Genomic DNA, 15,252 nt, shown 5'->3' on the forward strand with positions numbered 1-15,252 from the left:
GGCCCGCCCACGCCGGTTACGGCAGCACCACGACCTGCGCGGCGTAGACGAGACCCGCGCCGAACCCGATCTGGAGGGCGAGGTCGCCCGACCTGGCCTGCCCCTCCGCAAGGAGGCGCTCGGCGGCCAGCGGGATCGACGCCGCCGACGTGTTGCCGGTCTCGGCGATGTCGCGCGCGATGACCACGGTATCCGGCAGACCGAGCTGCTTCTTCATCTGGTCGATGATCCGCATGTTGGCCTGGTGCGGGATGAAGACCTGGATGTCCTCGGCGGTCACGCCCGCCTCCGCCATCGCCTTCTCCGCGATGGGAGCCATCTGGAAGCCCGCCCACTTGAACACGGTCGGGCCGTCCTGGCGCAGCGTGGGCCAGCCGAGGGACGGGTCCTCACGCAGCTCGGTCCAGGAGTGCGTCTGGCGGATCGCGGTGGCCTTGGCGCCGTCGGAGCCCCAGACCGTCGGGCCGATGCCCGGCGTGTCCGACGGGCCGACGATCGCCGCGCCGGCGCCGTCGCCCAGCAGGAAGGAGATGGAGCGGTCGGTCGGGTCGATGATCTCGCTGAGCTTCTCGGCGCCGATCACGAGCACGTGCCGGGCCAGGCCGGCGCGGACCAGGGCGTCCGCCTGGCCGATGCCGTACGCGTAGCCGGCGCAGGCGGCCGACACGTCGTAGGCAGCGGCAGGGGTGGCGCCGATGCGCTCGGCCAGGATCGCCGCGCCCGACGGCGTCATGTGCATGTGCGTGATCGTCGCGAGGATGACCGCGTCGATGTCGGCGCCGACGAGGCCCGCCGCGTGGAGCGCCTTGTTCGCAGCGGCCTCGGCCAGGTCGAGCACGTCCTTGTCCGCGCCGGCCCGACGCCGGGTGACGATGCCGGTGCGCTGGCGGATCCACTCGTCCGACGAGTCGATGGGGCCCGCGATGTCGTCGTTGGTCACGACGAGCTCGCCGCGCTCCCCGGCGATCGCGAGGATCCGCGAGAACTGCGTGGGCTCGGCCTGCTTGAGGGAAGTCACTGGTCTGCTCCGGTCGCGTTCGTGCCGCTGGAAAGGACGTCGCTGTGCGCGGCGATCAGGGTGCGAGCAGCGTCGAGGTCGGCGGGCGACTTCACGGCCACCGTCTCGACGCCCTTGAGGCCGCGCTTGGCGAGGCCCGTCAGGACGCCGCCGGGTGCGAGCTCGAGCAGGCCGGTGACACCGCGCTCGGCGAGGCCGGTCATGATCAGGTCCCAGCGCACGGGCGCCGTCACCTGGCGTGCGAGGTTGCCCAGCACGTCCGCCCCGGTGCCGTGGCCGTTGACGCCGCCGGTGTAGGCGGTCCCGTCGAGGTCGGCGAGGAACGGCAGGGCCGGGTCGGTGGCGTCCCAGCCGAGGGCCACCGGCTCGAACTCGGCGCGCGCAGCGTCCATGAACGGCGTGTGGAACGCGCCGGCCACCTGGAGCGGGATCACGCGCGCCCGGGTCGGCGGGTTCTCGGCGAGCTTCGCGAGGTCCTCCAGCGCACCCGCTGCGACGGTCTGGCCGGCGCCGTTGACGTTGGCGGGCCACAGGCCGGCGGCCTCGATGGCGGCGAGCACCTCGTCCGGGTCACCGCCCACGACGGCGCTCATGCCCGAGGGCGCTGCCGCTGCCGCCGTGGCCATCGCGCGGGCCCGCAGTGCGACCAGGCCGGCCGCGCCGTCGTCGGACAGAGCGCCCGCCACGGCCGCAGCCGAGAGCTCGCCGACGGAGTGACCTGCGGTGACGTCGATGACGTCCGCCGCGGCGCGCCCGTCCAGCAGGACGCGGAGCGCGAGCAGGGACGTGGTGACGATCAGGGGCTGGGCCACCGCGGTGTCCCGGATCGTGTCGGCGTCAGAGGTGGTTCCGTGCGCCACCAGGTCCAGCTTCGAGGCCTCGGATGCTGCGGCGAGGCGTTGTTCGGTACCGGGCAGCTCGAGCCAGTCGCTGAGCATCCCGGGGGTCTGAGAGCCCTGTCCAGGGCAGACGACGGCGAGCACACGTCCACTCTGCCAACCCGGGACCGCCGCAGGACGTCGCGACCTGTACCAACCTCATCAGGGGGCCTTGTGGGGAACCTACAAGGCGCTGACCTCGGCGAAGAGTTAGTGCGGGCTCGTCAGCCCCGGCCGAGCTGGCCCAGCGCCAGCGCCACCTGCAGCACGAACGACTCGCGGGCGTCCAACGGGTCCCACCCGGTGATCTCCGACACCTTGCGGAGCCGGTAGCGCACCGTGTTGGGGTGAACGTACAGATGGCGCGCGGCGGCCTCCAGGGAGCGGCCGGTGCCCAGGTACGCCGACAGGGTCTCCAGCACGGCCCCGCCGGCGTCCTGCAGCGGGGTGAACGCCTGGGCGATCAGCGTGGCGCGGGCCGTGTAGTCGCCGGTCAGTACGCGCTCGGGCAGCAGGTCGTCCGCCATGACGGGGCGCGGTGCCTGCGGCCACGCCGGGGCGGCGGTCAGGCCGGCGAGCGCCGACCGGGCGGACCGGGCGGCGTCGGTCAGGCTCGGCACCTGGGTGCCGATCACGACCGGGCCGGTGCCGAAGCGGACCAGCAGCGAGGTGGCGGCGGCCACGAGGTCGCCCTCACCGCCGAGCACGAGCACCAGACGGTCGCCGTGGATCCCGACGAGCGCGTCGCCCGCGGCGCGCCGGGCGACCCGGCGGATCTCGGCGGTGCGGATCTCGTCGAGCTCCTCGGTGGCGAGCCCGACGACGACCAGCGCGTTGCCCCGGCCGCTCCAGCCGAGCGCCGAGATGCGGGAGCGCAGGGAGTCGTCGCCGTCGCCGCGGACGAGGGCGTCGACCACCAGCGCCTCCAGCCGGGCGTCCCAGGCGCCGCGCCACTCGGCTGCGCGGGCGTAGACCTCGGCCGCGGAGAACGCGACCTCGCGGGAGTAGCGCAGGACCGCCTCGCGCAGGTCGCGCTCGCCGCCGGGGGCGGCGATCCGGTCGGAGTGCGTCTCGACGACGTCGACCACCACGCGGACCAGCTGCAGGGTGTGCTGCAGCGAGATGGAGCGGGTCAGCTCGGTGGGTGCCGCGGCGAAGATCTCGCTGACGCCGTGCGGCGGCCGGTCGGGGTCGGTGAACCAGGACGTGAAGGCGTTGATGCCCGCCTGGGCGACGAGGCCCACGTACGAGCGGTCCTCGGCCGGCAGGTCGCGGTACCAGGTGAGGTCCTCGTCCAGCCGGCGCATCGCGGCGGCGGTGAGGAGGCCGCTGGCCTCGCGGACCCGCTGGAGGTTCATCGGGAAGCCGGCGGGGTCGGTCCCTGCGTCGGCGGGCTCGGCCTTGCCGGTGTCCTGGCTGGTGTCCTGGCTGGTCCCGCGGTCGGCTGTGGACCCGGCCTCCTGGTCGGGCTTCTGGGCACCCGCTCGCGCGGCCCGTCGAGTTGCTGGCACCCTGGCAGCATACGAGCCCGAGTTGTGGAGAGTCCACAAACGGACTTTCAAGGCGGTGTGATTCCAGTGCGACGTTGCGGGAAACTGTAGGGTCGAGGGCATGGCCCTGATGCATCGGCTCCGCCGCCTCATCCGTCGGCCCCTGTCTGCGTCCACGGTCGGCGCTCGCCGCCCGTCGCCGTCGGCGCCCCGACGAGGGGACGCGGGACACGAGGACGCGCTGCGCGCCCAGCTGACCGACGATCCCAACAACGAGGAGGCTTTCGGCGCCCTGGCAGAGATCGTTCGCAGCCGGGCCGCCGAGGGCACGACGCTGGAGGACCCGCTGCGGGACTCCGACGAGCTCCCGGAGTCGAAGCAGCGCGAGGCCGACCTGGCGGTCTGGTCCCTCGCCGAGGAGCTGGCCGGGCACCCGCGGGGCTGGTACCCCCTGATCGAGCTGGGCCGCCTGTCGCTCGCCGACGACCCGGACGGCGCCGTCAGGCGGTTCATCACCGCCGCGGAGCGGGACCCCGACGGCCGCGCCCTGGCGGAGGGCCTGGCGATCCTGCGTGACGCGGGGATGCCGGTAGAGGCACTGGGGCTGGGCGTGGGGCACTGGCGCGTGCGGGAGCACTCGCCGGTTGTCGGTAAGCACCTGGTGCTGGCCGCGCTCGAGGCCGACCGCGTGTTCGAGGCCCGGCGGCACCTGCGGGCCCTGGAGATGCACCCGGACGCCAAGGCGGTCCGGCCGCTGCGGGACGAGCTGGAGAGGGCGATAGCCGCCAGCGAGCAGGAGAAGCCGGGCGCCTGAGCCGGAGCGCTGCCTGAGCCTGGCCCTGCCTGGGCCGGAGTCCTGGCGAAGATCCGCCACGAGAACGACCTGAGGTACCGATCCGAGCCGGATCGGTACCTCAGGTCGTTCTCAAGCCCGTGGACCGTTGGTCAGCTGTCGCCGCCTGCCGTACCCGAGGTGCCTGCCGTGACGTCCAGGAGACGGTACTTCTCGACGGCCTTCGGGACGACGTCGGCCGGGACCTCGCCGCGACGGGCGAGGACCTGCAGCGTCCGGACCACCATCGACGGGCCGTCGATGAGGAAGTGCCGGCGCGCGGCGGCACGGGTGTCGGAGAAGCCGAAACCGTCGGCCCCGAGCACCGCGTAGTCGCCGGGGATCCAGGCGCGGATCTGGTCGGGCACCAGGTGGTCGTAGTCGCTGGTGGCGACGAACGGGCCCTGGGCACCGGACAGCTTCTCGGTGAGGTACGGCGTGCGCATCGGCGCCGCCGGGTCGATCAGGGAGTCGTGCTCAGCGGCCAGCGCGTCGCGACGCAGCTCGTTCCAGCTGGTCACCGACCACACGTCGGCCGAGACGCCCCAGTCCTCCTTGAGGAGCTGCTGCGCCTCGAGCGCCCAGGGCACGCCCACGCCGGAGGCGAGGAGCTGGGCCTTGGGTCCGTCGTTGTCGCCAGACGCCGAGATTCCGACGGAGACACGGTGGATACCGCGCTTGATGCCCTCGACGTCGACGTCCTCCGGCTCGGCCGGCTGGACCATCGGCTCGTTGTACACCGTGATGTAGTACATGACGTCCTGAGCCCTGCCGTCGGCGACGTGGCCGTTCTCGGCGGGGCCGTACATGCGCTCGATGCCGTCCCGCACGATGTGCCGGATCTCGTACCCGAAAGCCGGGTCGTACTGCACGACCGCGGAGTTCGTGCCCGCGATGAGCGGGCTGTGCCCGTCGGCGTGCTGCAGGCCCTCACCCGTGAGGGTGGTGCGGCCCGCGGTGGCGCCGATGATGAACCCGCGCGTCAGCTGGTCGCCGGCGGCCCAGAACTGGTCGCCAGTGCGCTGGAAGCCGAACATCGAGTAGAAGATGTAGAACGGGATCATCGGCTCGCCGTGCGTCGCGTACGACGTGCCCACCGCCTGGAACGCGGCGGCGGAACCGGCCTCGTTGATGCCGGTGTGCATGATCTTGCCGGACTCGGACTCCTTGTAGCTCAGCATGAGCTCGCGGTCCACGGCGAGGTAGTTCTGGCCGAGCGTGTTGAAGATCTTGGCGCTCGGGAAGATCGAGTCCAGGCCGAAGGTGCGAGCCTCGTCCGGGATGATCGGCACGATGCGGTCGCCGAAGTCCTTGGCCTTGAAGAGGTCCTTGAGCAGCCGCACGAACGCCATGGTCGTGGCGATCTGCTGCGTGCCGGAGCCCTTCTTCAGCAGCTCGTACGTCTTGTCCTCGGGCAGCGTGAGCTCGGTCTTCGCCGTGGTGCGGCGCTCCGGCACGAACCCGCCGAGCTGACGACGGCGCTCCAGCATGTACTGGATCTCCGGCGAGTCGGCCCCGGGGTGGTAGTACGGCGGCAGGTACGGGTCGGCCTCGAGCTCGGCGTCCGAGATCGGGATGTGCAGCGAGTCGCGCAGCGTCTTGAGGTCGTCGCCCTTGAGCTTCTTCATCTGGTGCGTCGAGTTGCGCCCGGCGAAGCCGGAGCCCAGGCCGTAGCCCTTGACGGTGTGCGCAAGGATGATCGTCGGCTGGCCGCTGTGCGCGCGCGCCGCGGAGTAGGCCGCGTAGAGCTTGCGGTAGTCGTGGCCGCCGCGCTTCATGTTCCAGATGTCGTCGTCGGTCATGTTCTCGACGAGGGCCTTGGTGCGCGGGTCGCGCCCGAAGAAGTGCTCGCGGATGAACGCGCCGGACTCCGCGCGGTAGGTCTGGTAGTCACCGTCGGGGGTGACGTTCATGAGGTTGACCAGCGCGCGGTCCTTGTCGGCGTTGAGCAGGGTGTCCCACTCGCGGCCCCACACGACCTTGATGACGTTCCAGCCGGCGCCCTTGAACTGGGCCTCCAGCTCCTGGACGATCTTGCCGTTGCCGCGGACCGGCCCGTCGAGGCGCTGCAGGTTGCAGTTCACGACGAACGTCAGGTTGTCCAGCTGCTGCTGGGCGGCGTGCTGGATCATGCCGCGGCTCTCGGGCTCGTCCATCTCGCCGTCGCCGAGGAACGCCCAGACGTCCTGCTGGCTCGTGTCCTTGACCCCGCGGTTGTGCAGGTACTTGTTGGTCCAGGCCTGGTAGATGGCCGACGCCGGGCCGAGGCCCATGCTGACGGTCGGGAACTCCCAGAAGTCCTGCATGAGCCGCGGGTGCGGGTACGACGGCAGGCCGCCACCCGGGTGCGACTTCTCCTGGCGGAACCCGTCGAGCTGGTCCGCGGACATGCGGCCCTCGAGGTACGCCCGGGCGTAGACGCCGGGGGAGGCGTGGCCCTGGAAGTAGATCTGGTCGCCGCCGCCGGGATGGTCCTTGCCCCGGAAGAAGTGGTTCAGCCCTACCTCGTAGAGCGTCGCGACGGACGCGTACGAGGAGATGTGCCCACCGACGCTGAGGCCCTCGCGCTGGGCGCGGGTCACCATGACCGCCGCGTTCCAGCGGATCCAGGAGCGATAACGACGCTCCATGGCCTCGTCGCCCGGGAAGTACGGTTCCTCGTGCACCCCGATGGAGTTCACGTAGGGCGTCGCCATCGACGCGGGGATGCTCACATTCCGCTCTCGCGCCCGCCGCAACAGGTTGAGCATGACGTACCGGGCGCGGGGTCCGCCCTTGTCGTCGATCAGCCCGTCAAATGACTCGACCCATTCCTCGGTCTCGGCCGGGTCGATATCAGGTACGGCGCTGAGCAGACCGTTGATCAGCGGTCCGGTCTCGTCAAACGAAGCCACCAGCAACCTCTCTCGGTGTCGCGCGGCACGGTCGCGGTTCGCGCTCCCCGCCGCCTCGTAAGGACCCGTCGCGTCGGCGTCGCGTCGCCACAGCTGGGGTTGCGACTGTGCCCGCCCACGCACAGGTGGATCTAGCCATTCTGTCCCCTCACAGCCTGCGCTCACACCATAGGGCGGTCAAGAGTGCGTGATCTGCGTTACGTCTGTGCTGGTTCGCACCAGTATTGATACGCGGTATCGCAATAATGAGACTGAGTGCATGACTCGCGCGTTGCCCAGGTCTCACAGATTCATCAAAAAGACACCACGCGACCTGGTTGCGAGGCATGGCCGGGGTGCGTGCACTACCTTTGGCGACGGAGGGTCCGACGCAGGACCGACAGAATGAGGCATACGACCCGGCAGACAGTGCCGGACAGAGAGAGGGACGATCAACCAAGTGAGCACGGACACCCAGGGCGCTGGGCGCCTCGGTTTCGAGGCCGGCCAGGTGGTGCAGGAGTTCGGCTGGGGCGACGACGTCGACGAAGCCCTCCGGGCGGACATCGAGAAGATCATCGGTAGCGAGCTGGAGGACGAGGACTTCGGTGACGTGACCGACGGCGTCATCCTCTGGTGGCGGGAGGACGACGGCGACCTCACCGACGCGATGGTCGATGTGCTGACCGTCCTGGACGACGGCGGTCTTATCTGGATCCTCACGCCCAAGCCCGGCCGCGACGGCGAGGTAGGCCACAGCGACATCCAGGAGGCCGCCACCACGGCCGGCCTGCAGACCACCAGTACCTTCGCTATCGCGGCGGACTGGTCGGCCACCCGGCTCGCCTTCCGAGGCCGCGGTAAGTGAAGGTCTGACAACTGGGGAGCTATGACCGAGTCCACCGCCACGCCGAGTGGTTCCGTGGTGCCGCTGAAGTCGGGTGACCCCGCACCCGACTTCACGCTGCCCGACACGCATGGCACCCCGACCACGCTGTCGGACCTGCGCGGTGCGCCGGTGCTCATGGTCTTCGTGCCGTTCGCGTTCTCGGGCACGTGCACCGATGAGCTGTGCGAGCTGCGCGACAACATCGAGGACTTCGAGACGGCTGGCGTGCGCCTTCTCGTGGTGTCCACGGACGCGGTCTTCACGCTCAAGGCGTGGCAGGCGGCCGAGGGCTACCAGTTCGACCTGTTGTCCGACTTCTGGCCGCACGGCGAGGTGGCACGTGCCTACGGTGTGCTCGACGAGGACGCCGGGCACGCGCTGCGCGGGACGTTCCTGATCGACGTCGACGGGATCGTCCGGTGGTGCGTCGTCAACCCGCGGGGGCAGGCACGCGACCTGGAGGACTACCGCAGGGCGGTCGCGGAGATCTGATCCGACTCGTCCGGAAATCTGTGCCGGACACGGCGCGGGGCAGGTATCGTTGTCCCGCTGCCGGGGCCTGTAGCTCAGCTGGTTAGAGCGCCACGTTTACACCGTGGATGTCGGGGGTTCGAGTCCCTCCGGGCCCACCATGTGATGACGCGGGACATCGTTGATAGATGTCTCGCGTCCTGGCTTTGTCCGAGAGTTGTTCGGTCCGCCTCGACCATGCGATCTGGCAGGCTCCAGGGTGCTAAACCATGCCTAACTGCGTTCTGGAAGAGGACCTGCTGCGCGGGGCTGTTGGTAGGTAATGCAAACTAAGTCACGTAGGATCGTCGTATGGGATCTGATGACGCGCTCGAGGACGCTCTCGTCCGGACGTCCTTCCGGCTGATGGCCGTGCTCACCCGGATCGGTGCCGAGCACGACCTGTCCCTCACCCAGCTGCGCGTGCTCGGTATCCTGCGTGACCGCCGACCTCGGATGACGGATCTGGCCGCGTTCCTGGGGCTCGACAAGTCGACGATGTCCGGTCTCGTCGAACGAGCCGAGCGCCGAGGGCTCGTGGCCCGGGACAGGTCCCGAGAGGACCGCCGGGCGGTCGAAGTGTTCATCACCCCGGCCGGCCGCGAGCTCGAGGAACGGCTGCAGAAAGAGATCCGCGCTGCGCTCGCACCCTTCACGAACCGCCTGGAGTCGAACGACCGGCACGAGCTTGCACGCCTGCTCGACACCGTGTCCGGTACGTCCGCGGCGGACCGCGGGACCACGGAGCCTCCGAGCGGGCCCTGAAAGGAAAGAAGGCGACGCCGGGCGGCACCCTGCTGCAGGTCGGCTGCAGCAGGGTGCCGCCCGGCACCGCGGGGACTAGACCGCGGGGGCTAGGAGGCGGGCCAGTCGCCGAACATCTCGGCGAAGTTCTTGCCGCTGACCCTGGCGCCGTCGTAGGTGCCCTCGAACCTGGCGGTGGCCTCAAGGCGTCCGTTGCCGCCCAGGATGATCTCTTGGCCCGGGTTGCCGACGATGCGCACCGTGAGACGGGTGTCCAGCGCCGGGATGCTGGCGACCCACCGGGTCGGATACCTCTGTCCGGTCGTGGGGCTGGTCCAGAACTTGCCGGCGTCCTCGGCGAGCGGCTCGACGGCTGCCACCTCGTAGGAGCCGTCCTCGCGCAGCACCGTTGCCCAGGTGTGCGTCTCGCCGTCAGCGCTGACGGCGTCCCAGAGGGCCACCGCATCGCCGTTCGGCATGTTGAAGTTCATCCAGCTCCAGTGATTGCCCGGAGTCCCTACGTTCGGTCCCCACTGGCGGTCCAGCCAGGAACGGCCGGTGACCTGCTGGCGGCGCCCGTCGATGGTGACGGTGCCGGTGGTCCGCATGTCGGGCAGGGCGAACTCGTAGTTCGTGTGGTCGAACAGAGTGAACGCTCCGGTGCCGCCGTAGTTCAGGGCCGGTCCGCGCGCCTGGAGCACGAGGTCCAGGGAGCCCCACGGCACGTCGAGGGAGACGGACATCCGCTCGGCGTTCCCCGTCCATCGCAGGCCGGGTGCCTTGATGTCGAGGCTCTGCGTGCTCCAGGAGTAGTCGCCCTCGTCGAACCTCGTGGCGTAGCTCTCGTACCAGCCGGTGGTCGCGTCGTGGGCGGAGACCAGCAGCAGGTTGCCCGGCCCTTCCGGAAGACGCACGGTGTGCACCAGCAGGCCTATGTCGTGGCCGCGGGCTTTCACTCGACTGGTGAAGTAGATCGAGTCGGCCCACTCCTCGTTCGCGTCCGGCGTCTGGGCGGCGAGATCTGTGGCCGGATCGACCACTGCCGGGATCCCGCTGTCGGCGACCGTGCTGGTCGTGACCGTGCGCGCGGGGGAAGCGGGGTCTGTGTCGTTGGCCAGAGCCAGGGATGCGCTGGCCGTCGAACCGAGCAACGCCGTCAGCGTCGCGGCGGCGGCCAGCTTGATACCGGTGCTTCTCCGCATGGGGAACCTTCCGTGTGGGGGTGATGGTGTGTATTACCAACTATTCAAGGATGGTTTGTAATACCAACCATGTCAAGGGGTTGTCCGGCACCGGCGACGGCCGGTGCGGTTCCGGTGCGAGTGAACACCGCTGCTCGCACGCTGGATGTTGCACCTGACATCGACGGGGGAGTTGCACATGTCGGACCAGACCACGCCGCAGGACCCCAGCACCCAGTACCCGCGACCGGAGCAGCCTGCGGACGACCTGCAGCCGCCGGGTCGCACGGGCGACATGTCGCAGGAGCCGAATCACGGGGAGTCCACCTATCGGGGATCCGGCCGGCTGGACGGTAAGCGGGCGCTGATCACGGGCGGTGACTCCGGTATCGGGAGGGCGGTCGCGATCGCGTTCGCGCGCGAGGGTGCCGACGTCGCGATCTCCTACCTGCCGGAGGAGGAGCCGGACGCCCGGACGACGGCGCACTGGGTCGAGGACGCGGACCGCAAGGCCGTGCTGCTGCCGGGCGACATCCGGGACGAGGAGTTCTGCCGCCGGCTCGTCGCCGACGCGGTGGACGGGCTCGGCGGCCTGGACATCCTCGTGAACAACGCCGCGTACCAGATGTCCCAGGACGACGGGCTGCGCGGCATCACGACGGACCAGCTCGACCGGGTGCTGAAGACCAACGTCTACGCGCTGTTCTGGATCACCAAGGCGGCGCTGGACCACTTGCCCGAGGGTGGGTCGATCATCAACACGACGTCGATCCAGGCGTTCGAGCCGAGCCCCCAGCTGCTCGACTACGCCACGACCAAGGCAGCCATCCTCAACTTCACGAAGGGGCTGGCGCAGCAGCTCGCGCCGGAAGGCATCCGCGTCAACGCGGTGGCGCCCGGGCCGATCTGGACGCCACTGATCCCCGCCACGATGCCGGACGAGAAGGTGGAGCAGTTCGGCGGCGACACGCCGTTGGGCCGCGCCGGCCAGCCCGCTGAGCTGGCGCCGGCGTACGTGTTCTTCGCGTCCCAGGAGTCCAGTTACATCACCGGGGACCGTATCGGTGTGACGGGCGGCCGGCCGCTGTAGCGGGGCCCTGCGTCGAGCCGAGAACGAGGTGCGCTCAGCCCGGCCGCGACCCCGGCTTGACGGCCAGCACCGGGCACTCGGCGGTCAGGAGGATCCGCTGCGCCACGGAGCCCATGAGCAGCTTGCCCACCGGGCTACGGTGCCGCAGCCCCACGACGACGAGCCGCGCGGACAGCTCCTCGGCGACGTCGAGCACCTGGTCCGCGACGTCCCGTCCCATCTCCTGCCGCACGACGTGGGGCAGGCCGGTACCTCGCAGCCGCTCCGCGAGGTCGGCGAGGCCGGCGGGCGCCGCGAAGCGCTCGTCCACGAGGGCGTCCCCGCGGGTGCCGTTGACCACCGCGACGCCGCGCCCGCCCTCTCGGGCCCAGGCGATGCCGTGCTCGAGGGCGGCGTCGCCGAACGCGTCGGGGGTCCACGCCACGACCACCCACCCGTCGGCCGAGCCCGGCCCGTTGCCCGGCCCGGTGCCCGGCCCGGTGTCCAGCCCGGTGTCCAACCCGGCGTCCAGTCCACTTTCCTGGTGCTGCGCGTCCTTCGTCACCGCTGATCCCCTTCCGTCCCGACGGCGGCGCCGTCGTCTCGTACCACGTCCGCGGCGGCCTCGGCCACCATCCGGGACTCCGTCCGTGACCGCCACCGCGACAGCAGCGGCCGGGTCGCCAGCACCAGGAGGAGCACCGCGTAGATGACGATCGCGAGCGGCTCGCCCCACAGGATGGCGGGGTCGCCGCCGGAGATGGTGAGCGCCTCGCGCAGCTTGGTCTCCATGAGCGGGCCAAGGATGACGCCGAGGATGAGCGGCAGCACCGGCAGCCCGAACCGCCGCATCGCGAGGCCGAGCAGGCCGAACACGAGCAGCAGGCCGATGTCGAACGGGTCGAGGTTCGTGGCGTAGGCGCCGAGGCAGGCGAAGAAGAGGATCCCGGCGTACAGCTGGGGGCGCGGGATGCGCAGCAGCCGGGCCCACAGCGGCGCCAGCGGCAGGTTGAGCACGAGCAGCAGGAGGTTGCCGATCAGCAGGCTCGCCAGCAGGGTCCACACCATGTCGGCGTGCTCGGTCATGAGCTGCGGACCGGGCTGGATGCCGTAGCCCTGCAGCGCGGACAGCATCACCGACGCCGTCGCCGTCACGGGCAGTCCGAGCGCGAGCATAGGCACGAGCATGCCGGCGGCCGACGCGTTGTTCGCGGCCTCAGGGCCGGCCACGCCCTCGATGGCGCCCTGGCCGAACTCGTCCTTGCCGCGGCCCTTCGCGCTCGAGCGCTTGGCCAGCTTGCGCTCGGTGACGTACGACAGGAACGTCGGCAGCTCGGCGCCGCCGGCCGGCAGCGCGCCGAACGGGAAACCGTACGCCGTGCCGCGCAGCCAGGGCCACCACGAGCGGCGCAGGTCCTCGCGGCCGAGCCACGGCTGCCCGACCGGCACGACCCGCACGGGCTTGCGGCGCAGGTGCGCCGCGACCCACAGGGCCTCGCCGAGGGCGAAGATGCCCACGGCCACCACCACGATGTCGAGGCGGTCCACGAGCTGGGAGACGCCGAACGTCAGGCGCGGCTGCCCGGTGTTCAGGTCCAGCCCCACCAGCCCGATCGTCAGGCCCACGAACAGGGCGAGCAGCCCGCGCAGCGGGCTGGCTCCCAGCACGGTCGCGGTCATGACCAGCGCCAGCACCATGAGCGCGAAGTACGACGGGGAGCCGATCTCGACGGCGACGTCGGCCAGCGCCGGCGCGAACATCGCGACCAGGAGCGTGCCGATCGTGCCGGCGACGAACGACCCGACGGCAGCGGTCGCCAGCGCCTGCGCGCCCCGCCCGACCCGGGCCATGAGGTTGCCCTCGAGCGCCGTCATCACGGACGCCGACTCGCCGGGCGTGTTGAGCAGGATCGACGTCGTCGACCCGCCGTACATGCCGCCGTAGTACAGCCCGGCGAACATGATGAACGCCTGCGTGGGCTCGAGCCCGTACGTCACGGGCAGCAGCAGCGCGATCGCCATCGCCGGCCCGATGCCTGGCAGCACGCCGACGAACGTGCCGAGCAGCACGCCCACCGCGGCGTACAGGAGGTTCATGGGGGTGAGGGCGGCGCCGAGGCCGTCCCACAGCAGTCCGAGGTTCTCCATCAGGTCACCGCCTCACAAGATTCCGTCGAGGACGCCGGGGGTGAGCGGGATGCCCAGCCCGACGACGAAGCCGTACCAGCTGGCCACCGCGAGCACGAGCCCCACGAGGACGTCGCGGATCAGCGTGCGGCTGCCGAGCGCCCACGCAGCGCCCGCGAAGAGGACCGCGCCGGCGAGCGCCCAGCCGATCCAGGTGACGGTGGCGATGGTCAGCAGGATGACGCCGACCAGCTTCAGCACCGTCGGCCAGTCGGCGGGCGTCGTGACGTCGACGTCCTCGCCCGCCTCCGGCTCGGGGCGCGAGCCGCGCGCCGCCGCCACGGCCAGCAGCACGCTCGTGACGACGAGCCCCGCGCCGATGACGATCGGGAAGATGCGCGGACCCACGGGGTCGGCGAACCCGACCTCCAGGGTCGTGGCGTCGTACACGGTGTACGCGCCGACGACGAGCAGCACGGCAGCCAGCCCGTACTGGGCGGCGTCGACGCGCGGGGCCGGGGGACCGTGGTCCGCTGGCCCCGCTGCGGGGGTCTCCACCTCGGTGCTCACAGCAGGTTCAGCTCCTTCAGGGTGGTCGACACCCGTTCGTCCTGCTCGCGCAGGAACTGCTCGAAGTCGTCACCGGTGACGAAGGCGTCGGTCCAGCCGTTGTCGGCAAGGGCCTGCTCCCACTCGGGCGAGTCGTGCATGCGGGTGAGGTACTCGATGAGCTCGGCGCGGCGCTCCTCGCTGATGCCGGGCGGGGCGACGACGCCGCGCCAGTTGGTGAAGACGAGGTCGATGCCGGACTCGGTGAGGGTCGGGACGTCGGCGAGGACGCCCTCGGTCAGGCGCTCCTCGCCGGAGACGGCGAGCACCCGCAGCTCGCCCGCCTCGATCTGCCCCTCGAACTCGGCGAGGCCGGAGAACCCCACCTGGATCTTGTTCCCCAGCAGCGCACTGGTCAGGGGGCCGCCGCCGTCGTAGGACACGTACCGCACGTCCTTCGGGTCGACGTCGACCGCCTTGGCGAGCTGCATCGGGAACAGGTGGTCGGGGCCGCCGGGCGAGGAGCCGCCGCCCACCACGACCGAGCCCGGGTCCTCCTGCCACGCCGCCTCGAGGTCGTCGATCGTGCGGAACGGGGAGTCCGCCGGCACGAGCACGCCCTCCTGCTCCTCGATGAGCTGGGCGAGCGGCGTCGCGTCGTGCGGGCGGGCGTCCACGCCGAACGAGTACGTGGACCCGACCACGCCGAGACCCAGCGTCATCATGAGCCGCTCGTTGCCCGCCTCGCCCATGAGCCGCGACATCGCGACAGAGCCGCCCGCGCCCAGGATGTTCGTCACCTGGATGTCGCCGCCGGTGATGCCGTCGCGGTCGAGGACGCCGACGGCCGCGCGGCCGGTCTGGTCGTAACCGCCGCCGGGGCTGTTCGGGATCCACATGTCGAGGTCCGCGGAGTCGTCGCCGCGCGTGACGCCGCACCCGGCGCCGACGGCGACCAGGGTCACGGCGAGCGTGGCGGCGAGGGCGAGACGGGCGCCGCGGCGGCGGCCGGTGCTGCGGGAGTGCCCGGGTTCCGCGGGCTCGGACGTGCGGCTCGGGGGGCCGGATGTCGTCGACGACATCGGTTCCTCC

Annotated in this window: 14 protein-coding genes and 1 tRNA gene; 6 read left to right on the forward strand and 9 right to left on the reverse strand. The window is 70.9% G+C overall.

Going from position 1 to position 15,252, the window contains the following annotated elements:
• Positions 1 to 16 precede the first annotated feature (16 nt).
• The 3 genes from APR04_RS01825 to APR04_RS01835 form a co-directional block, all read right to left on the reverse strand.
• Positions 17 to 1,018, reverse strand: a complete 1,002-nt coding sequence (locus tag APR04_RS01825; RefSeq protein ID WP_253867445.1) for a beta-ketoacyl-ACP synthase III — start codon at positions 1,016 to 1,018, stop codon at positions 17 to 19.
• Positions 1,015 to 2,001 carry an ACP S-malonyltransferase gene (locus APR04_RS01830; protein ID WP_253867446.1) on the reverse strand — a complete coding sequence of 329 codons (987 nt, stop codon included), beginning with the start codon at positions 1,999 to 2,001 and terminating at the stop codon, positions 1,015 to 1,017. The genes APR04_RS01825 and APR04_RS01830 overlap by 4 nt, the downstream gene beginning before the upstream one ends.
• A 119-nt stretch (positions 2,002 to 2,120) precedes the next feature.
• The gene (locus APR04_RS01835) at positions 2,121 to 3,407 is read right to left on the reverse strand and encodes a PucR family transcriptional regulator (protein WP_372496051.1); all 1,287 of its coding nucleotides are present in this window, start codon (positions 3,405 to 3,407) and stop codon (positions 2,121 to 2,123) included.
• A gap of 100 nt (positions 3,408 to 3,507) precedes the next feature.
• Here APR04_RS01835 and APR04_RS01840 point away from each other — a divergent pair, with 100 nt between their 5' ends.
• A complete protein-coding gene (locus APR04_RS01840) occupies positions 3,508 to 4,200 on the forward strand; it encodes a hypothetical protein (RefSeq protein WP_253867447.1) in 693 nt (230 codons plus the stop codon).
• A gap of 131 nt (positions 4,201 to 4,331) precedes the next feature.
• Here the strand turns inward: APR04_RS01840 and aceE are convergent, their stop codons facing one another.
• Positions 4,332 to 7,112, reverse strand: coding sequence for a pyruvate dehydrogenase (acetyl-transferring), homodimeric type (gene aceE / locus APR04_RS01845; RefSeq protein ID WP_253867448.1), 2,781 nt, complete (start codon positions 7,110 to 7,112; stop codon positions 4,332 to 4,334).
• Positions 7,113 to 7,551: 439 nt separating this feature from the next.
• Here aceE and APR04_RS01850 point away from each other — a divergent pair, with 439 nt between their 5' ends.
• From APR04_RS01850 to APR04_RS01865, 4 genes are all read left to right on the forward strand, one after another.
• Positions 7,552 to 7,959 carry a DUF3052 domain-containing protein gene (locus APR04_RS01850; protein WP_253867449.1) on the forward strand — a complete coding sequence of 136 codons (408 nt, stop codon included), beginning with the start codon at positions 7,552 to 7,554 and terminating at the stop codon, positions 7,957 to 7,959.
• Between the two features lie 21 nt (positions 7,960 to 7,980).
• Positions 7,981 to 8,472, forward strand: a complete 492-nt coding sequence (locus APR04_RS01855) for a peroxiredoxin (protein ID WP_253867450.1) — start codon at positions 7,981 to 7,983, stop codon at positions 8,470 to 8,472.
• A 63-nt stretch (positions 8,473 to 8,535) separates the two neighbouring features.
• Positions 8,536 to 8,612 (forward strand) — tRNA-Val (locus APR04_RS01860).
• 190 nt (positions 8,613 to 8,802) lie between these two features.
• Positions 8,803 to 9,255 (forward strand): MarR family winged helix-turn-helix transcriptional regulator, encoded by a 453-nt coding sequence (locus APR04_RS01865; protein WP_253867451.1) that lies wholly within the window; start codon positions 8,803 to 8,805, stop codon positions 9,253 to 9,255.
• An 89-nt stretch (positions 9,256 to 9,344) separates the two neighbouring features.
• Here APR04_RS01865 and APR04_RS01870 read toward each other — a convergent pair whose 3' ends face one another.
• Positions 9,345 to 10,436 (reverse strand): lipocalin-like domain-containing protein, encoded by a 1,092-nt coding sequence (locus APR04_RS01870; RefSeq protein WP_253867452.1) that lies wholly within the window; start codon positions 10,434 to 10,436, stop codon positions 9,345 to 9,347.
• 178 nt (positions 10,437 to 10,614) lie between these two features.
• On the opposite strand from APR04_RS01870, the gene APR04_RS01875 reads away from it, so the two are divergent.
• Positions 10,615 to 11,505: an SDR family oxidoreductase gene (locus tag APR04_RS01875; RefSeq protein WP_253867453.1), complete on the forward strand. Its 891-nt coding sequence runs from the start codon at positions 10,615 to 10,617 to the stop codon at positions 11,503 to 11,505.
• Between the two features lie 34 nt (positions 11,506 to 11,539).
• On the opposite strand, the gene APR04_RS01880 is transcribed toward APR04_RS01875, so the two are convergent.
• The 4 genes from APR04_RS01880 to APR04_RS01895 are packed head-to-tail and all read right to left on the reverse strand — an operon-like array spanning position 11,540 to position 15,242.
• Entirely contained in the window at positions 11,540 to 12,049 is a 510-nt protein-coding gene (locus APR04_RS01880) for a universal stress protein (protein WP_253867454.1), read from the reverse strand.
• On the reverse strand, positions 12,046 to 13,632 hold the full coding sequence (locus APR04_RS01885) for a tripartite tricarboxylate transporter permease (protein ID WP_253867455.1): 1,587 nt from the start codon (positions 13,630 to 13,632) through the stop codon (positions 12,046 to 12,048). Before APR04_RS01885 ends, APR04_RS01880 begins: the two co-directional genes overlap by 4 nt.
• A gap of 12 nt (positions 13,633 to 13,644) precedes the next feature.
• Positions 13,645 to 14,181, reverse strand: coding sequence for a tripartite tricarboxylate transporter TctB family protein (locus APR04_RS01890; RefSeq protein ID WP_253867456.1), 537 nt, complete (start codon positions 14,179 to 14,181; stop codon positions 13,645 to 13,647).
• On the reverse strand, positions 14,178 to 15,242 hold the full coding sequence (locus tag APR04_RS01895; protein ID WP_253867457.1) for a Bug family tripartite tricarboxylate transporter substrate binding protein: 1,065 nt from the start codon (positions 15,240 to 15,242) through the stop codon (positions 14,178 to 14,180). Before APR04_RS01895 ends, APR04_RS01890 begins: the two co-directional genes overlap by 4 nt.
• Positions 15,243 to 15,252 lie beyond the last annotated feature (10 nt).

It is taken from the genome of Promicromonospora umidemergens, assembly GCF_024171995.1.
Taxonomy (GTDB): Bacteria; Actinomycetota; Actinomycetes; order Actinomycetales; family Cellulomonadaceae; genus Promicromonospora; species Promicromonospora umidemergens.

Coding starts and splice junctions, on each gene's coding strand:
- APR04_RS01840 (WP_253867447.1), top strand. CDS start 3,508: ATGGCCCTGATGCATCGGCTCCGCCGCCTCATCCGTCGGCCCCTGTCT.
- APR04_RS01855 (WP_253867450.1), top strand. CDS start 7,981: ATGACCGAGTCCACCGCCACGCCGAGTGGTTCCGTGGTGCCGCTGAAG.
- APR04_RS01865 (WP_253867451.1), top strand. CDS start 8,803: ATGGGATCTGATGACGCGCTCGAGGACGCTCTCGTCCGGACGTCCTTC.
- APR04_RS01870 (WP_253867452.1), bottom strand. CDS start 10,436: ATGCGGAGAAGCACCGGTATCAAGCTGGCCGCCGCCGCGACGCTGACG.
- APR04_RS01875 (WP_253867453.1), top strand. CDS start 10,615: ATGTCGGACCAGACCACGCCGCAGGACCCCAGCACCCAGTACCCGCGA.
- APR04_RS01885 (WP_253867455.1), bottom strand. CDS start 13,632: ATGGAGAACCTCGGACTGCTGTGGGACGGCCTCGGCGCCGCCCTCACC.
- APR04_RS01895 (WP_253867457.1), bottom strand. CDS start 15,242: ATGTCGTCGACGACATCCGGCCCCCCGAGCCGCACGTCCGAGCCCGCG.